This window comes from Arthrobacter sp. ES3-54 (genome assembly GCF_029504395.1).
Lineage (GTDB): Bacteria > Actinomycetota > Actinomycetes > Actinomycetales > Micrococcaceae > Arthrobacter.
The window spans coordinates 1-16,456 of record NZ_JAQFIF010000029.1 but is presented as its reverse complement, the minus strand read 5'-3'; the positions used below and the strand labels follow the sequence as shown (position 1 = coordinate 16,456).

16 protein-coding genes are annotated in these 16,456 nt (G+C 66.2%); 13 read left to right on the top strand and 3 right to left on the bottom strand.

The window, feature by feature from the left end:
* Positions 1-83: 83 nt before the first annotated feature.
* From M2428_RS22125 to M2428_RS22095, 7 genes are all read left to right on the top strand, one after another.
* Entirely contained in the window at positions 84-2,426 is a 2,343-nt protein-coding gene (locus tag M2428_RS22125) for a gluconokinase, GntK/IdnK-type (RefSeq protein ID WP_277528126.1), read from the top strand.
* 143 nt (positions 2,427-2,569) lie between these two features.
* On the top strand, positions 2,570-3,811 hold the full coding sequence (locus M2428_RS22120) for an FAD-dependent oxidoreductase (RefSeq protein WP_277528122.1): 1,242 nt from the start codon (positions 2,570-2,572) through the stop codon (positions 3,809-3,811).
* 19 nt (positions 3,812-3,830) lie between these two features.
* Entirely contained in the window at positions 3,831-4,409 is a 579-nt protein-coding gene (locus tag M2428_RS22115) for a dihydrofolate reductase family protein (protein WP_277528121.1), read from the top strand.
* A 105-nt stretch (positions 4,410-4,514) separates the two neighbouring features.
* Positions 4,515-5,099, top strand: a complete 585-nt coding sequence (pyrE, locus tag M2428_RS22110) for an orotate phosphoribosyltransferase (protein WP_277528120.1) — start codon at positions 4,515-4,517, stop codon at positions 5,097-5,099.
* Positions 5,100-5,196: 97 nt separating this feature from the next.
* The gene (locus tag M2428_RS22105) at positions 5,197-6,006 is read left to right on the top strand and encodes a GAF and ANTAR domain-containing protein (protein WP_277528119.1); all 810 of its coding nucleotides are present in this window, start codon (positions 5,197-5,199) and stop codon (positions 6,004-6,006) included.
* A gap of 94 nt (positions 6,007-6,100) precedes the next feature.
* On the top strand, positions 6,101-6,646 hold the full coding sequence (locus M2428_RS22100) for a hypothetical protein (RefSeq protein WP_277528118.1): 546 nt from the start codon (positions 6,101-6,103) through the stop codon (positions 6,644-6,646).
* Positions 6,647-6,751: 105 nt separating this feature from the next.
* Positions 6,752-7,780: a thioesterase domain-containing protein gene (locus tag M2428_RS22095; protein ID WP_277528125.1), complete on the top strand. Its 1,029-nt coding sequence runs from the start codon at positions 6,752-6,754 to the stop codon at positions 7,778-7,780.
* Positions 7,781-7,788: 8 nt separating this feature from the next.
* On the opposite strand, the gene M2428_RS22090 is transcribed toward M2428_RS22095, so the two are convergent.
* A complete protein-coding gene (locus M2428_RS22090; protein ID WP_277528117.1) occupies positions 7,789-8,619 on the bottom strand; it encodes an HAD-IIA family hydrolase in 831 nt (276 codons plus the stop codon).
* A 111-nt stretch (positions 8,620-8,730) separates the two neighbouring features.
* Between M2428_RS22090 and M2428_RS22085 the strand changes: the two genes are divergently transcribed.
* From M2428_RS22085 to M2428_RS22070, 4 genes are all read left to right on the top strand, one after another.
* Positions 8,731-9,351 (top strand): TrmH family RNA methyltransferase, encoded by a 621-nt coding sequence (locus M2428_RS22085; RefSeq protein ID WP_277528124.1) that lies wholly within the window; start codon positions 8,731-8,733, stop codon positions 9,349-9,351.
* 132 nt (positions 9,352-9,483) lie between these two features.
* Positions 9,484-10,359: a hypothetical protein gene (locus tag M2428_RS22080; RefSeq protein WP_277528116.1), complete on the top strand. Its 876-nt coding sequence runs from the start codon at positions 9,484-9,486 to the stop codon at positions 10,357-10,359.
* Between the two features lie 262 nt (positions 10,360-10,621).
* Entirely contained in the window at positions 10,622-11,641 is a 1,020-nt protein-coding gene (gene fbaA, locus M2428_RS22075; protein ID WP_277528115.1) for a class II fructose-bisphosphate aldolase, read from the top strand.
* A gap of 2 nt (positions 11,642-11,643) precedes the next feature.
* Positions 11,644-12,069, top strand: a complete 426-nt coding sequence (locus M2428_RS22070) for a DUF3151 domain-containing protein (RefSeq protein WP_277528114.1) — start codon at positions 11,644-11,646, stop codon at positions 12,067-12,069.
* Between the two features lie 211 nt (positions 12,070-12,280).
* On the opposite strand, the gene M2428_RS22065 is transcribed toward M2428_RS22070, so the two are convergent.
* Together M2428_RS22065 and M2428_RS22060 are read right to left on the bottom strand one after the other, a co-directional pair.
* Positions 12,281-12,913, bottom strand: coding sequence for a uracil-DNA glycosylase (locus M2428_RS22065; protein ID WP_277528123.1), 633 nt, complete (start codon positions 12,911-12,913; stop codon positions 12,281-12,283).
* A 186-nt stretch (positions 12,914-13,099) separates the two neighbouring features.
* The gene (locus M2428_RS22060; protein ID WP_277528113.1) at positions 13,100-14,308 is read right to left on the bottom strand and encodes a cobalamin-independent methionine synthase II family protein; all 1,209 of its coding nucleotides are present in this window, start codon (positions 14,306-14,308) and stop codon (positions 13,100-13,102) included.
* 146 nt (positions 14,309-14,454) lie between these two features.
* Between M2428_RS22060 and M2428_RS22055 the strand changes: the two genes are divergently transcribed.
* Both M2428_RS22055 and M2428_RS22050 read left to right on the top strand, forming a co-directional pair.
* Positions 14,455-14,817 carry a hypothetical protein gene (locus M2428_RS22055; protein ID WP_277528112.1) on the top strand — a complete coding sequence of 121 codons (363 nt, stop codon included), beginning with the start codon at positions 14,455-14,457 and terminating at the stop codon, positions 14,815-14,817.
* A gap of 195 nt (positions 14,818-15,012) precedes the next feature.
* Positions 15,013-16,302 (top strand): adenylosuccinate synthase, encoded by a 1,290-nt coding sequence (locus tag M2428_RS22050; protein ID WP_018776133.1) that lies wholly within the window; start codon positions 15,013-15,015, stop codon positions 16,300-16,302.
* Positions 16,303-16,456 lie beyond the last annotated feature (154 nt).

Sequence of the window (16,456 nt, the reverse complement as noted above, 5' to 3'; positions counted from 1 at the left end):
CGCCGCCGCGTTCCCCTACCAGCAGGCCTACCTGCCCTACAACCGCCTCGTGGACGGAACCGTCCATGACTGGTAACCAGACCATGACCGGTAACCAGACCCTGACCGGTAATCAGAAGGCCGCTGCTCCTGGCCGCCACATCGTGGTGATGGGTGTCTCCGGCTGCGGCAAGACCACCATCGGCGACCTCGTGGCCCGCGAACTCGGCGTCCGCTTCCTCGACGGCGACTCCCTCCACCCGGTGGAGAACGTCGCCAAAATGGCGTCCGGAACGCCTCTGACGGATGAGGACCGCTGGCCGTGGCTCGCCACCGTGGGCGCCGAACTCGCCGCCGCCGGGTCTGCAGGCCTGGTGCTGGCCTGCTCCGCGCTCAAGCGCAGCTACCGCGACGCCATCCGCGCCCAGGCGCCGGAGACCGTCTTCCTGCACCTGCACGGCAGCAGGGAGGTGCTCGGCGGCAGGATCGAAGGCCGCTCCGGCCACTTCATGCCGTCCACGCTGCTTGACTCCCAGCTCGCCACGCTCGAGCCGCTCGAAGCGGACGAAGCCGGGACCGTGGTGGACATCGCCGCCCCAGTGGAGCAGGTCGTCGCGGCCGCCCTCGCCGCCGTCGCCGGCCGGCCTGCGGCGACAACGCCGGACGCCCGTGTGTCGGGAGCTGGTGCGGCAGACGCCGCCGCACCGTTCGCCGTCGACCTTCAGGCGGCGCCTTTCAACCTCGACGGCGACGCCATCGCCTGGGTGCAGTCCACCATCGACTCCATGTCCCTCGAGGAAAAGATCGGGCAGCTGTTCATCAACCACAACAACGACTACTCCCCGGAATACCTCGACGGTGTCCTGGAGCAGTATCACGTGGGCGGCATGCGGTACCGGCCGGGACCGTCGGCGGAGGTGCAGGAACACATCCGCTACGCGCAGTCCAAGACGCGGGTGCCGCTGCTGATCGCGTCGAACCCCGAAATGGGCGGCGCCGGCAGTTGCGACGACGGGACGTTCGTCTCGACCCACCTGCAGGCCGGCTCGCACCCGGACAAGGACATCGCCCGCCAGATGGGGCGCGTTGCCGGGGTGGAGACCGCCGCGCTGGGCTGCAACTGGGCCTTCGCGCCGATCGTGGACATCCACTACAACTGGCGCAACACCGTCATCTCCACCCGGGCCTTCGGCAACACCCCGGAAATCGTGGTGGAACGGGCCAAGGAGTACTTCGACGGCATCAGCGAATCACCAACCGTGTGCGCCATGAAGCATTTCCCGGGGGACGGCGTGGACGAACGCGACCAGCACGTGGTCACGTCGTACAACACGTTCGGCTACGAGGAATGGACCAAGACCTACGGGCATGTGTACCGGGAGATGATCGGCCACGGCGTGCAGTCCATCATGGCCGGGCACATCGGTGCGCCGGACTTGTCACGGCACTTCCGACCCGGACTGGCGGCAAAGGACATCCTGCCCGCGACCCTGGCGCCGGAACTCCTCCAGGACCTGCTCCGCGGCGAGCTCGGGTTCAACGGGCTGATCCTCACCGACGCGTCGCAGATGATCGGCCTCACCCAGGCCATGAAGCGCAGCGAGCTGGTCCCGGCCACCATTGCGGCCGGTTGCGACATGTTCCTGTTCTTCCGGAACCCGGCCGAGGACTTCGGGTACATGCTGGATGGCTACAAAACCGGGGTCATCACGGAGGCACGGCTGCAGGACGCCCTGCGCCGGATCCTGGGCCTGAAGGCCTCGCTCGGACTGCACAAGGCCGCGCGGGAATCCCTCGTCCCGCCGGCCGAAGCGCTGCAGCTGATCGGGAGCGCGGCCCACCGTGAAGTTGCCGCGCAGATCGCCGACAAGACCGTCACCCTGGTCAAGGACACGGCCGGCAACCTGCCCATCACGCCGGCGACGCACAAGCGCATCCGCCTCTACGGCATCTCGGGCGGCGCGGACTTCACCCGGGCGGACCCGCTGGCCTACCTGGACGTTGTCCGGGACGAGCTCGAAAAGGCCGGCTTTGAAGTCCATGTCTTCAAGACGGCCGGGCAGCGCGAGGCCGCCGGCGAGATCGGGGTGAACTTCATGTCCGTCATCTCCGAGGAAGCCACGGCGGACTACGCGCAGAAGTACGACGCTGCGTTCGTGTTCGCCAACGTAAAAGGCTTCGCCCAGGAGGCGGCGATCCGGATCAAGTGGTCAACGCCCATGGCGGCCGAGATTCCCTGGTACGCCACCGAAGTCCCGACAGTGTTTGTCTCGCTCAACCAGCCCAACCACCTCATTGACGTGCCGATGGTGAAGACGGCCATCCACGCCCACGCGGGCACGCCGGAGGCCATCCGGGCTGCGATTGAGAAGATCCAGGGCAAGTCGGAGTTCCAGGGCACGTTCAACGAGAACGTCTTCTGCGACTCCTTCGACACCCGGCTCTGACGCGGCGTTTCCTACCGGCAGCTGCGCAAAATATCCTGCGCTACGGGAATTGCCGTAGCGCAGGATATTTTGCGTAGCGCCAACCAGAATGCGCCGCGAATTACCCCCTCCCGCGCCACCGCGTGCAGGCGTAGCGTGGGGCCATGGAGAAGACCGGATGTGCGGTGGTGGGCGGTGGACCTGCGGGGATGATGCTCGGATTGCTCCTGGCGCGGGCCGGGGTGCGGGTGACGGTGTTAGAGAAGCACGCGGATTTCCTGCGCGACTTCCGCGGCGACACCGTGCACCCGTCCACCATCCGGCTCATTGACGAACTCGGACTCGGCCAGGAATTCCGCCGGCTGCCGCAGAGCCGCCTGAAGAATGTCGTTTTCCCGGTCCCGGGCGGGCCACCGGTGACCATGGGCGATTTTAACGCCCTGCCGCCGCCGTACAACTACGTCGCCATGATGCCGCAATGGGATTTCCTGAGCTTCCTCGCCGGCGCCGCAGCCCAGGAACCGGGCTTCACGCTGCTCATGAGCCATACCGCCACATCTCTGGTCCGCAACGGAGGTCGCGTCCGCGGAGTCCGCTTCCGGACCCCCGACGGCATGCAGGATGAACTGCTTGCGGACCTCGTGGTTGCCACAGACGGCCGCCATTCCGCGCTGCGCACGGCGGCCGGGCTGGCGCCAAAAGAGTTCCCGGTGCCGTTCGACACCTGGTGGTTCCGGCTGCCCCGCTATCCCTCCGAAACGGGTGAGGTGGCCGGGCTCGTGCCGGCGTTCGGCCCCGGCGAGGCGCTGCTGGCCCTGTTCCGCAACGACTACTACCAGATGGGCTACCTCGCCGCCAAGGGCACCGACGCCCGGATCCGCGCGGAAGGCGTGGAGGGTTTCCGACGGCGGGTCGCGGCGCTCCGCCCGGACCTTGCAGACCGCGTTGACGCCATCGAGTCCCTCGAAGACCTCCACTGGCTGGACGTGCGCCTGAACCGGCTGCACACGTGGCACATCAACGGGCTGCTGTGCATCGGGGACGCGGCGCATGCGATGTCCCCGGCCGGCGGCGTCGGAATCAACCTCGCCATCCAGGACGCGGCGGCCGCCGCCGAGTACCTGGCCCCCGCACTGCTCCGGGGCCGGGTGACCACGGCAGACCTGGAGAAAGTCGAACGACGGCGGCGACTGCCCACCGTCATTGTGCAGAGCGTCCAACGGATCATGCAACGCGCGGTCTTCGTTCCAATCATGACCGGGAAGAGGACAAAGTTTCCGGCCGCGGCACTTTTCCTCGCCCGGCACGTTCCGGCGATCCGCACCATCATTCCCCGCTTCATCGCCTTTGGTCCGCGCCCCGAGCACGCACCGGCCTTCGCGCGGCGCGCCCCGCAACACAGCTAGCAGAAGCGAGGACCCGATCATGGGCCAACTGGTAGTCCAGGAATTCGTCACGGCCGACGGGTTCGCCGCCAACACCAACAATGAGTTCACGGCCTATGAACTGATCGAAGGCGGCACCGCCGAGCTCGACCAGAGTCAGCTCGCGTGGCTCGAGACCGTCGACGCGATGGTCCTCGGGGCAACCACCTACCGGATGTTCGTTGAATTCTGGCCGACTCCCGCATCCGAGGGGGAGATCATTGCGCCAGCGATTAACGCGCTGCGCTGCCACGTGTTTTCCCGGCAGCTCCGGAGCGCGCCGTGGGGTGGATTCCCCGCGGCGACCATTGAATCGGGCGATGCGGTCGCGGCGATCCGCCGGATCAAAAGCGAGGTCGCGGGCACGATCGTGCTCTGGGGCAGCCTGACCCTGAGCGAGGCGTTCTTCGCGGCCGGCGAAGTGGACGCCGTGCGCCTCGTTGTCATGCCGGTTGCGACCGGCGCGGGGCGCGGGGTGTTTCCGGCCGGCCAGGACCCGACCTTGTTGAGGCTGCTGAGCGCGAAGACGTACGACGCCGGGCTGATCGAGCTCGAATACGCCGTTAGTGCGGGCCGGTAGGTCTCGCGCGTAGGACATCGAGGCCATCGCTGACATCAGTGCGCCCGCCGACATACAGGACGCCGGCTGGGAATCCGCGGCGGCCCGCCCACTAAACTGGGACCCATGACTGCCACCCGTGACTTCGCAGCCGACGCTGCCGCTGCCCGTGCCCGACTCCTGGAACTGATCAAGGAACTGGCCGTCGTCCGCGGCAAGGTCATCCTCTCCAGCGGCGCGGAAGCCGACTACTACATCGACCTGCGCCGCATCACCCTGCACCACGAGGCGTCCAAACTGGTGGGTCAGGTCATGCTCTCCCTGATGGAGGACGCTGGGATCGATTTCGAGTGCGCCGGCGGGCTCACCATGGGGGCCGACCCGGTGGGCACCGCCGTCATGCATGCCGCCGTCGATGCCGGCCGCCCGGTGGACGCGTTTGTCGTCCGCAAGGCGCAGAAGTCCTACGGCATGGGCCGCCAGGTGGAAGGTCCCTCGGTCGAGGGCCGCAAGGTCCTGGTCTTGGAGGACACCTCAACCACCGGCGGTTCCGCGCTCACCGCCGTCGAAGGTGTCCGCAAGGCCGGCGGCAACGTGGTGGCCGTCGCTGTGATCGTGGACCGCGACACGGGAGCCAAGGAAAAGATCGAGGCCGAAGCCGGTGTTCCGTACCTCTTCGCCTTCGGCAAGGACGAACTGGGCCTCAACTAGGCGTTCCCCTTCGGCCGGCGCGGGTGGACGGGTTATGGGCCGTGACCTATCATTTGTCCCATACCCGTCCCTTATTTCCATCTGGAGAACACGCGCCATGCTCCCGTCCGAAAACTCCCTGAACAGCGGGGTGAATCCTGGCTCTGAAGGCCAGGACGCCGACATCTCGGTGGGCACGGTCGACCAGATCCAGAACCTGATCCTGGACAGCGCGGACTTCGAAGCGTTCCTGAACGAACTCGCGCGTTTTTCCGCGCACCAGGTGGCGGGCTCCGGCGACGACGCGCTGTGCGGAATTACCCTGCTCCGGGACCGCAAGGCCGCCACGATCGGGTGGAGCAGTGACTCCGCCCGCGAAGTGGACGAGATCCAGTACTCGCTGTCCCAGGGCCCATGCCTGACCGCTGCCAAGGAGGAACGGGAAGTCTACGTCCCGGACCTCTTCGACGAGGACCGCTGGGGCCCTGATTACGCCTCCGCCGTCGCCTCGCACGGCCTGCGCTCGGTGTTGTCGGTGCCTTTCCACCTCCAGGGCGAAGCCCAGGCGGCCCTGAATCTCTACTCCGATGTCCCGCACAAGTTCGACGGCGACGTCGCGGTCCGGGCCCGCGGCTACACCCGCGAAATCTCCCAGGCGCTGCGGCTGGCAGTCCGGTTCTCGCTGCACACGGACAGTGCCACGAACCTGCGCGCCACGCTTGAATCCCGGACCGTGATCGACATGGCCATCGGGATCGTCATGGCGCAGAACCGTTGCGACCAGGAAACCGCGGTCCGGATCCTCACCGACGCCTCCAGCAACGGCAACGTCAAGCTGCGCGACATCGCCAAATCCCTGGTGCAGTCTGTCGGCGGAACGGCAACCCGGACGCACTACGAGGAGCCGGAGAGGCGACAGGCAGGCTAAACCGGCAGCCGCCTATGACTTGTGTGCAACCAAAAGCGCGGATACGCTGAATGAGGTTGAGCCGTCGGCCATAGATGCCTTCTTTGGAGTACCTATGGACCAAACACTGCAAGCCCACGTCAAACTCGATGTTGTTTCCGACGTCGTCCGGATTAGTGTCCGGGGGAGCCTCACGCAAGCCTCCCGCCCCTCTCTGGTGCAGATTATCCAGCGCGTTCGCCGCATGGGGTTCACCTCGCACATCCGCGTCGACCTCGGCCTGGCCGCATTCGTGGAATCATCGGCGCTGGCCGGCCTGCGCAACGACCTCAACGCGATCGACGGCGGGAGCGCCGGCTCGGAGACCGCCGGCATGCCCGCCCCCGGCGGCGTCTCCCTGGAGCTGACCCCGCACCGCGACGATTCCGCCGCGTTGCCCACACTGGACATGTCCGGGGAGTTCGTGGCCTCCGTCGATCCCTCGGGCACCCGTCAGCTGACCCGGTTCTCTGACGACGAACTCTTCGCCGCGTCCGATTCCGTGTTCGGCCTGCTCGATGACCCGGCTGACATGGCCCGCTCGGAACTGCTGGCGACCTATGACGAGATCGGCATGGAGATCAGCCGTCGGGAGGATGGCCGCGAGCCCGAGCCTGTATAGCCGGCCAGCGGCCGACGGCGCTCCCGGTTGCCCTTCCGTCTTCCGGATTAGTCCGGTTTCTCATCCCCGCCAGACCGTGGATACGGTAGTCATGTGCCGGCCGAGATGGAACCGAACCATCCGCGAGGCCCCGGTACTGCCGAGGCCCGCATGCTCCGCCGCGCCGTCGAGCTTAAACGGGTTTCCCGGCGCACTTTCCTAATCGGCGCCGGGTCCGCGTCAGTGCTGGCGGCGGACATGCTGTTCACGCGGCGCGTGCAGGACGATCGGCGTGTCACCCGGATCCTCGAAGTGCCCGATGACGTCGCCGAACTGTATTACCCCCACGCCAGCTGGTTCCTGTTCCCCGGCTACAAAACGGGCTGGGAAGAAGCCCTGTGGATCCTGAACGTCCTGCGCGGATCCCTGAACAAGAGGGGCCGGCTCGCCGCCGTCGGGTATTCCAACGAGGGGCTGGACATCGACGAGGTGGTCATTGCGGTGATCGAACACGTCCGCGCCCACAATCTCACCACCCTCTACTTCTACGGCCACAGTTTCGGCGGCATGGTGGCAACCCAGGTGGCCGCCCGGCTGCGCGAGCTGCACGGCGTCGAAGTGGCATTCATCCTCCTCGACTCCAGTCCCGCGAGCCGGCACGACGTGCTGGACCAGAGCTGGTTTGAGGGCGTGGTGCTGCTCTACGAAAGCGGTTTCCGCTTCCCCACAGTGCTGCGCGGCGGCTACGAGCTCGGCGAGAGGATGCTGCACAAGAACGAGCGCAGTTGGGGGCAAGTGGTGGACCAGACCCTGGAACAGCTCTCCCCGATCGCGCCGTCCAGCGTGCTCATCCAGTCCGAATCCGCCTACATCTACCACTTTGAGCCCAGCCGTTTCGTCGGGAAGCTCGGCGAAACAAAGATGGCGTTCATCGGCAACCCCGGGGACAAGACCGTGGACTACGAGACCGCCCGGGATACCTGGTCACTGACCTTCAAAGCGAATATGGCCTCGGATGACCTGCGCACTGACGGGGCGAGGCCGGAGCACGCGAGCCCGGGCTGGAGCCCGTTCATCTACCGGCCCATCATCGACAAGCTCCAGGACGACCTCTTCCCCCTGCCGGGCGGCGGCGGGAAGATGACCGCGTTCTGAGCGGTTCCTCAGATCTGGTTCTTGAGGTCCGCGACGGAGTTCAGGATCTGGTTCGGCCGGAACGGGTACGCGGCGATGTCGTCCCGGTGGGTGATGCCGCTGAGCACCAGCACCGTGTGCAGGCCCGCTTCCATGCCGGCGATGATGTCGGTGTCCATGCGGTCGCCGATCATGGCCGTGGTTTCCGAGTGCGCGTCGATCTGGTTCATGGCCGAACGGAACATCATCGGGTTGGGCTTGCCCACAATGTACGGTTCGCGGCCCGTGGCCTTGGTGATGAGGGCAGCGATGGCGCCGGTGGCAGGCATGGGCCCGTCCTTCGAGGGCCCGGTGGCGTCCGGGTTGGTGGCGATGAAGCGCGCGCCGGCCAGGATCAGGCGGATGGCCATGGTGATGGCTTCAAACGAGTAGGTGCGGGTCTCGCCGAGCACCACGAAGTCGGGGTTCTGGTCGGTGAGGATGAAGCCTGCCTCGTGGAGCGCCGTCGTGAGTCCTGCTTCGCCGATCGTGTAGGCGCGGTTCCCCGACTCCGAGCCGCGGACCTGGTCCTTGAGGAACTGGGCAGTGGCCAGGGCCGAGGTCCAGATGTTCTCCTCCGGGATTTCCAGTCCGGAGGAACTCAGCCTGGCCGCGAGGTCCCGGGGCGTGAAGATCGAGTTGTTGGTGAGCACGAGGAACCGCTTGGAGGTATCCACCCAGCGCTGGATCAGCTCCGATGCGCCCGGGATGGGCTGGTTCTCGTGGACCAGCACGCCGTCCATGTCCGTAAGCCAGCACTCGATTTCCTGGCCGCTGCGGTACACCGATGCCGATGAACGTACTTCGTCTGACTCTGCCATGGGGACCTCCGCCGGTGGTGATGTGCTGCTTACTGGGTCCCAGTCTAATGTTGAGGGGTGACTGAACAGCCCGAAAGCCCCGCCCCGTCCCTCTCCGCCACAGAGGAAGGGCTGGAACCGAAGGCGGAGGTCGGCGTCGGTCCCTGGGAAGGCGACCTTCCACAGGGCGAGCACTGGGACCCGGACCTCCTGGCGGACGGCGACCGGCGCAATGTGGTGGACAAATACCGCTACTGGAAGCACGAGGCGATCGTGGCGGACCTGGACTCCAAACGCCACAATTTCCACATCGCGATCGAGAACTGGCAGCACGACCTCAACATCGGCACCGTGGTCCGGACCGCCAACGCATTCCTCGCCAAGGAAGTCCACATCATCGGACGACGCCGGTGGAACCGCCGCGGGGCCATGGTCACCGACCGCTACCAGCACGTCCGCCACCACCCCACCGTTGAGGACTTCGTGGCCTGGGCGCAGGGGGAGGGGCTGGCGATCATCGGGATCGACATCTTCCCTGACTCCGTCCCGCTGGAAACCTACGAACTGCCCAAGGACTGCGTCCTGGTCTTCGGGCAGGAGGGCCCGGGCCTGACCCCTGAGGTCCACGACGCTGCGCTGGACACCTTATCGATCGAGCAGTTCGGCTCCACCCGCTCCATCAACGCAGCCTCCGCCGCCGCGATCGCGATGCACGCCTGGATCCGTCGCCACGTGTTCGACCAGCACGTCTAACTGCCGCCGAGATAACACTTCGCGGCAGTGTTTGCGGCCAACACTGCCGTCAAATGCCATGTCGATGCGCCGGCACGACCGCAGCCTGTGGATAACCCTCCACAGCGGGTCCGCGTCGGGAAGAATTTGGGCATGCACAGGGCTCCGCTCCCCGAACACCTGACGGCCGGTTCGTTCTCGCTTCGCATGTCCGACAAAGCCGGCGTCAGCAGGACGCGAACGGAGGCCCAGGACCTGGCCACGGTGTCGCGAGGAATCCGTGTCTACCTGGGATCCGATGCAAAAGGTGCAGCGGCATTGCGGGCCTACACGGAACTGGACGACACTTCGGCCCTGACCCACGTTTCTGCTGCCCGGCTCTGGCGCGCTGCCCTAGTGTGGAGGCTTGAGGATGACTGGCGCGTCCACGTTTCCCGTCGCTCCGGTTTCAGCATCCCCCGCCGACTCAACGTCGTGGGACACCTTTTGACGTTCCTTCCCGGCGAGCTGGTGGAGTACGACGGCGTCCGGCTCACCTCCCCTGCCCGGACCTGGCTGGATCTGGCGTCCATGGCGGGCGTAGATCCACTTGTCATAGCCGGTGACTCCCTGGTGTGCTCCCATGGCCCCGAGTTCCCCGCACCACGCGAACCGCTGTGCACTGTGGCGGATCTTCGCAGCATGGTCGCAAATCACCCCGGGGCAAGAGGAGTATGGGCGGCCAGGGCGGCGTTGGAGCTGATCCGGGTGGGCGCCGACTCCCAGCCCGAAACCGTAATGCGTCTGGCCTTGGTCCGGGCAGGCCTGCCTGAGCCCGAACTGAACCACGTGCTGTGGGGAGTGCACGGCGGTCCGGTGTTGTGGCCGGATGCAGCATACGCGGAGTGGCGAATCTCGATCCAGTACGACGGCGCCGGCCATGGCGGCACCGGGCAGTACCTGAGGGACATCCGCCGCGAATCACTGCTGGCTGGAGGTGCGCGTGTCCAAAGACGACCTCGCAGCGGACCGTCCCGCCGTCGTGCGTAAAGTCCGGGCCGCGCTGGAGAGCCGGGGCTGGCGCGCGAGATGACACTTCGCGGCAATGTTTTCGCCCAACACTGCCGCCAAGTGCCATCTGGGCGGGGCTACGGGCGGGGGAGGGGTGGGCCGGCCGCCGGGGTGCGAGTGTTACACGGGCACAGTGACCGGAGACACTGCCCCGGCGCAGGAATGACTAGGATGGTTCCTAGCCGACGAGGTTCCTTCCAGAATCACCAGCCCGTAGACGAAATTCACTTTAGGAGTCAGCATGCCCCTTGCAACCCCAGAGATCTACTCCGAGATGATCGACCGCGCAAAGACGGGTGGCTTCGCCTTCCCCGCTGTCAACGTCACGTCCTCCCAGACCCTGAACGCCGCCATGCGCGGCTTCGCCGAGGCTGAGTCCGACGGCATCGTCCAGGTCTCCACCGGCGGCGCGGCTTACTGGTCCGGTGCCTCCACCAAGGACATGGTTGCCGGCTCCCTGGGCTTCGCGGCCTTCGCCCGCGAGGTGGCCAAGAACTACGGCGTCAACATCGCCCTGCACACGGACCACTGCCCCAAGGACAAGCTGGACGGCTTCGTGCTCCCGCTGCTCGCCGCTTCCGAGGCCGAGGTCAAGGCAGGCCGCAACCCCTTCTTCAACTCGCACATGTGGGACGGCTCCGCAGAGACCTTGCAGGAAAACCTGCGGATCGCCCGGGAACTGCTCGAGCGCACCGCGGCCGCCAAGATGATCCTCGAAGTTGAGATCGGCACCGTTGGCGGCGAGGAAGACGGCGTCGAGAACGCCATCAACGACAAGCTCTACACCACGGTCGAGGACGCGCTGGCCACGATCGACGCGCTCGGTTCCGGCGAAAACGGCCGCTACATCACGGCGCTGACCTTCGGCAACGTACACGGCGTGTACAAGCCGGGCGGCGTCAAGCTCCGCCCGGAGATCCTCAAGGACATCCAGGAGCAGGTGGGCGCCAAGATCGGCAAGTCCAACCCGTTCGACCTGGTGTTCCACGGCGGCTCCGGCTCCTCGGACAAGGAAATCGCGGACGCCGTCTCCTACGGCGTCATCAAGATGAACATCGACACCGACACGCAGTACGCCTACACCCGCCCAGTGGTGGACCACATGTTCCGCAACTACGACGGCGTGCTGAAGGTCGACGGCGAGGTCGGCAGCAAGAAGCTCTACGATCCCCGCGTCTGGGGCGCCTCCGCCGAGGCCGGCCTGGCCGCCCGCGTGGTCGAGGCCGCCCAGCAGCTCGGCTCCACCGGCAAGACCTTCTAGTCATGTCCGACGAGTTCCGCAAGAACCTGATGGGTCCCGAGCCCACGCTCCTGCCTGCCGAGACTGAGATCTACCAGCACCTCGCGCTCGGCCAGGAAGCCCTGGACCTCGTGGCGAAGCACCCCACTTCCTCGCTCCTGTGGGCCATCCTGGCCGAGGAGGCGTGGAACGAAGGCCGCACCATCGATTCCTACGCGTACTCGCGGGTGGGCTACCATCGCGGCCTGGATTCGCTGCGCCGCAACGGCTGGCGCGGCGTCGGGCCGATCCCGTGGGAACACGAGCCCAACCGCGGCTTCCTGCGCTCGCTCTACTCGCTCGGCCGTGCGTCCGCGGCGATCGGCGAGGCCGAGGAGCCGGATCGGATCGAAAAGTTCCTCAAGGATTCCGATCCCGGCGCCAGGGCCGCGATCGAGTCCGAGGGCTGACCAGGGCTAAACCAACGACGTCGGGCTCCCACCTTGAGGTGGGAGCCCGACGTCGTTAATTATTCAGCATGCGTGCATGCGTGCATGCGGGTGGGTGAGCCCACGCCCGCCGGGTTCCTTGACCGAGCTTGCGAGGTTAGGGTGCGGGTGGGTGGGCCCACGCCCGCCGGGTTCCTTGACCGAGCTTGCGAGGTTAGGGTGCGGGTGGGGACTAGCTGGCTTTTGCCAGGCCCGTGCGGGCCATGGCATCGGCGTACGCGGTGTGCATCTCGGCCAGGTACTCTTCCTGCCGGGCCGGGGTGCCGGCGAACGCCCTGCCGCTCAGCGAGCGGACCTTGTAGGTCTTCAGGCCGCGGCGCCAGATCATGGGCACCTCGGTCTTGAGCAGCAGGTTGGCCAGGCGGTTGGCCTCGGTGCCGTGCGCCACGATCACGGACGCTCGGGGGACCAGGGCGAGGAACTTCAGCAGCGGCTTGAGTCCGGCCGAGATCTGGTCCGGGGTGAACTTGCCGTTGGGCTCGTCGCCCACGTGCCACGGGTGGACGTTCCACGGCATAACGAATTCGGGACGCAGGCCCAGCTTCCACTGGATGCCCAGCATGCGGGTGGCTGCCTCGTCATCGCCGGCGGTGATGAAGCCGGACGCATCCGCCGTGCCGATGTTGGAGTACAGGCTGATGATGCGGCACTCATCGACGTCGTGCATGGGGTCCACGTAGGGAACAGCGGTGCCAGCCTTGGTTGCCTGGAGGGTGTCAAGGAGCTCGTTGACGGGGGCGACGCTAGGTTCGTACCGGCGGCTCAGGAGCTCTTCGCGGAAATTTTCGGTGGCCAGGGCTGTCATATGTTGCTGGGTCTCCTGCGGGATTGGCAAAGCTGCCACACCGGATGCGAGCATGCCGAATATTGGGCATGCGGAGCAATGGTGTGGTGTGAAAATGTGGTGTGGACCGATTCCTGGTCGATCCTTATCAGTCTATCAAGCCCCGCGAAATGCAGCGCCGGCCACCGGCTCTGCCGTCCGGTGCTGCTACCAGAGCCGCTTGGTGGCGCGGCGTGCCCCTTCCCCGAGTGCCTCCAGCTTGGCGTAGGCAATTTGCGGATGTACCCGGCCGCCCAGCCCGCAATCTGTGGATGCAATCACGTTGTGACGCCCCACGAGGTCCGCGAAGCGCACGATCCGGTCGGCGATGAGGTCCGGGTGCTCGACGACGTTGGTGGCGTGCGAGACGACCCCGGGGATGATGACCTTCCCCTCGGGCAGCAACGCGCCCTCCCAGACCCGCCATTCGTGCTCGTGCCGGACGTTGGCCGCCTCGAACGAGTAGCCGCCGGCATTGATCTGCAGCACTGAGTCGACGATGTCCGCGAAGGGGATGTCCGTGGTGTGCGGGCCGTGCCAGGAACCCCAGCAGACATGCAGCCGGATCTGCTCCTGGGGAAGATCGCGCAGCGCCCAGTTCGTTGCCTCGACCCGGAGCTGGATGAACTTCAGGTAGTCCGCCAGGCTCGGCTCGGGGTTGATCTGGTCCCAGCTCTCGGCCAGGGAGGGGTCGTCGAGCTGGACCGTCAGGCCGGCGTCGATGATGGCCTTGTATTCCTCGCGCATCGCGTCGGCGCAGGCGTAGAGGAGTTCCTCATCGCTCCGGTAGTACTCGTTGGCCACACGGGCGCACGACCCGGGGGACAGGGAGGCGACAAATCCTTCGGTGAGGCCGGCCGCGGCCAGGCCGGTCTTCAAATTGGCAATGTCCGAGGCCACGAGATCCTGGCCCGTGTAGGTCAGCGGCCCGGCGATCTTCGGCTGCGTGACCGCCTTGCGGTGGGCCAGGATCCCGGAGGAGGGGTCGTTGTAGGCTTCGTCGAACGCCAGCCGGTCCCGGCGGTCGGGGAAGGAGGTCAGGACGATGTGGCCCGGGGAGGAACGGTGCACCTTGGCGTCGGCCCAGCGGTCCACGTCGGTCGGCTCCAGTCCGCCGAGCCGGGAGAAGGAGTAATTCCACCAGGCGCCGTAGTCCACGGAGCTGGACATCGTGTGCCCGTACTCGCCGTCGTTGGGGATGTCTATGCCCAGCTCTTTCTGGCGCTGAACGACGTCCACTACAGAAGTTTCGAGCAGGTCGAGGAACTCGGGCGTGATGCCGTCAGTTTCCTTGGCCTCGTTCGCGGCAATCAGCTCGAGTGTGCGCGGCAATGAGCCGGCGTGGGTCACGCGGATGTGGTCGGTGTTCTGCGACATGGCGCGGTTTCCTTTCCATCGGTCCTGGCGGTGGCAGCCTGGCCGGCCACGGCGGCCGCGGTAAGCCGTTCGGGATCCTCACTCCCACTCAATTCCACTCCGGGTGGTCCCGCAAGTGGTGCCCGCTATGTGTCGAGCCTGACCTGATGGATGATGCAGCTATGACGAACGCCATGAAGAAGAAAGAATCGTCCGCTGCCGCCGTCGACGCCTTCGAAGGGGTGGCCGCAGATCTTTCCGGCGCGGGCGTCGCGCTGGGCCAGACCTTTGGCTCCCGGGCCCTGATGGTCAACAGCAAGGCGATGGCCTGCCTCAACGGTGAGGCGATGGCCTTCAAGCTGGGCCGGGATTCGCCCCACCACTCCCGCGCCCTCGAACTCCCCGGCGCGCAGCTCTTTGATCCGTCCGGGATGGGGCGCCCGTTCAAGGACTGGGTGGAAGTGCCTACGACCTCCGCGGACGCGTGGCCCTCACTCGCGGAAGCCGCCCTGGCGTTCACCTCAAGCTAGCTGCCACGTCCAAGCAGGGACCCAAAGCGATGCCGGTCACCGATTTCGGCTAAACTTGGGTGGTAAGAGCCCCGGAACTCTGGCGTTGGGTGAGAGCACAGCGGTAGATTCGGGGCATTCTCATGAACGGCGCTGAGCTGCGGGGACCATCTGGTCAATCCCACAGTTCGGCCCGAACGAATGGGGGAGGATCCCATGCCAGCAATCGTGATCGTCGGAGCCCAATGGGGCGACGAAGGCAAAGGTAAGGCCACTGACCTGCTTGGTGGCCGCGTCGACTACGTCGTCAAGCCCAACGGCGGCAACAACGCCGGGCACACCGTCGTCGTAGGCGGTGAGAAGTATGAGCTCAAGCTCCTTCCGGCCGGCATCCTGAGCCCGAACGCGATTCCGATCATCGGCAACGGCTGCGTGGTGAACCTGGAAGCCCTGTTCCAGGAGATCGACGGACTGGAGGCCCGCGGCGCGGACACCTCCAAGCTGCGTGTCTCCGCCAACGCGCACCTCGTGGCGCCCTATCACCAGGTGCTGGACAAGGTCACCGAGCGATTCCTCGGCAGCCGCGCCATCGGCACCACCGGCCGCGGCATCGGCCCGGCCTACATGGACAAGGTGGCCCGCCTCGGCATCCGCGTCCAGGACGTCTTTGACGCCTCTATCCTGCGCCAGAAGGTCGAAGGCTCGCTGCGCCAGAAGAACGAGCTCCTGGTCAAGGTCTACAACCGCCGCGACATCGAGGTGGACGAGATCGTGGAGTACTTCCTGTCCTTCGCCGAGCGCCTGCGCCCGCTGGTCATCGACAGCACCTATGTCCTGAACACCGCCCTGGACGAGGGCAAGGTGGTCCTCATGGAGGGCGGCCAGGCCACGTTCCTGGACGTTGACCACGGCACGTACCCCTTCGTGACGTCCTCGAACCCGACTGCGGGCGGCGCCTCCGTGGGCTCGGGCATCGGCCCCACCCGGATCTCGCGTTCCATCGGTATCATCAAGGCCTACACCACCCGCGTGGGCGCAGGACCGTTCCCCACCGAGCTGTTCGACGAGATGGGCATGTACCTGCAGAAGACCGGTGGCGAGTTCGGCGTCAACACCGGCCGTCCCCGCCGCTGCGGCTGGTACGACGCCGTGCTGGCGCGCCACGCGTCCCGCGTCAACGGCTTCACGGACTACTTCGTCACCAAGCTGGACGTCCTCACGGGCATCGAGCAGATCCCGGTCTGCGTGGCCTACGACGTCGACGGCGTGCGGCACGACGAAATGCCCATGACCCAGACCGAGTTCCACCACGCCAAGCCGATCTTCGAGTACTTCGAAGGCTGGACCGAGGACATTACGGGCGCCCGCACACTGGAGGACCTGCCGGAAAACGCCCGGAACTACGTCCTGGCCCTGGAGAAGCTCTCCGGCACCCGGTTCTCCGCGATCGGCGTCGGCCCGGACCGCGACCAGACGATCGTGGTCAACGACCTCATCAACGACTGACGCTTCACTCACTGGCGCTAGACAAGCTGGCGAACGACGGCGGCGGGCCACCCTGGAAAGCTTGGGTTCTAACGGTCGTTGCAACACCCGAAGTTTTGGGAGTTGCAACGACCGTGCCTCGTTTAATGGATGGTTCATCGGAACCTCAGAAACA

What these genes read in the sequence shown, in the direction of transcription:
- M2428_RS22100 (WP_277528118.1), top strand. Translation starts at nt 6,101, where the DNA reads ATGGACCAAACACTGCAAGCCCACGTCAAACTCGATGTTGTTTCCGAC.
- M2428_RS22050 (WP_018776133.1), top strand. Translation starts at nt 15,013, where the DNA reads ATGCCAGCAATCGTGATCGTCGGAGCCCAATGGGGCGACGAAGGCAAA.
- M2428_RS22070 (WP_277528114.1), top strand. Translation starts at nt 11,644, where the DNA reads ATGTCCGACGAGTTCCGCAAGAACCTGATGGGTCCCGAGCCCACGCTC.
- M2428_RS22125 (WP_277528126.1), top strand. Translation starts at nt 84, where the DNA reads ATGACCGGTAACCAGACCCTGACCGGTAATCAGAAGGCCGCTGCTCCT.
- M2428_RS22065 (WP_277528123.1), bottom strand. Translation starts at nt 12,913, where the DNA reads ATGACAGCCCTGGCCACCGAAAATTTCCGCGAAGAGCTCCTGAGCCGC.
- M2428_RS22055 (WP_277528112.1), top strand. Translation starts at nt 14,455, where the DNA reads ATGGATGATGCAGCTATGACGAACGCCATGAAGAAGAAAGAATCGTCC.
- M2428_RS22105 (WP_277528119.1), top strand. Translation starts at nt 5,197, where the DNA reads ATGCTCCCGTCCGAAAACTCCCTGAACAGCGGGGTGAATCCTGGCTCT.
- M2428_RS22060 (WP_277528113.1), bottom strand. Translation starts at nt 14,308, where the DNA reads ATGTCGCAGAACACCGACCACATCCGCGTGACCCACGCCGGCTCATTG.
- M2428_RS22115 (WP_277528121.1), top strand. Translation starts at nt 3,831, where the DNA reads ATGGGCCAACTGGTAGTCCAGGAATTCGTCACGGCCGACGGGTTCGCC.
- M2428_RS22090 (WP_277528117.1), bottom strand. Translation starts at nt 8,619, where the DNA reads ATGGCAGAGTCAGACGAAGTACGTTCATCGGCATCGGTGTACCGCAGC.
- M2428_RS22095 (WP_277528125.1), top strand. Translation starts at nt 6,752, where the DNA reads ATGGAACCGAACCATCCGCGAGGCCCCGGTACTGCCGAGGCCCGCATG.
- M2428_RS22120 (WP_277528122.1), top strand. Translation starts at nt 2,570, where the DNA reads ATGGAGAAGACCGGATGTGCGGTGGTGGGCGGTGGACCTGCGGGGATG.
- fbaA (WP_277528115.1), top strand. Translation starts at nt 10,622, where the DNA reads ATGCCCCTTGCAACCCCAGAGATCTACTCCGAGATGATCGACCGCGCA.
- pyrE (WP_277528120.1), top strand. Translation starts at nt 4,515, where the DNA reads ATGACTGCCACCCGTGACTTCGCAGCCGACGCTGCCGCTGCCCGTGCC.
- M2428_RS22080 (WP_277528116.1), top strand. Translation starts at nt 9,484, where the DNA reads ATGCACAGGGCTCCGCTCCCCGAACACCTGACGGCCGGTTCGTTCTCG.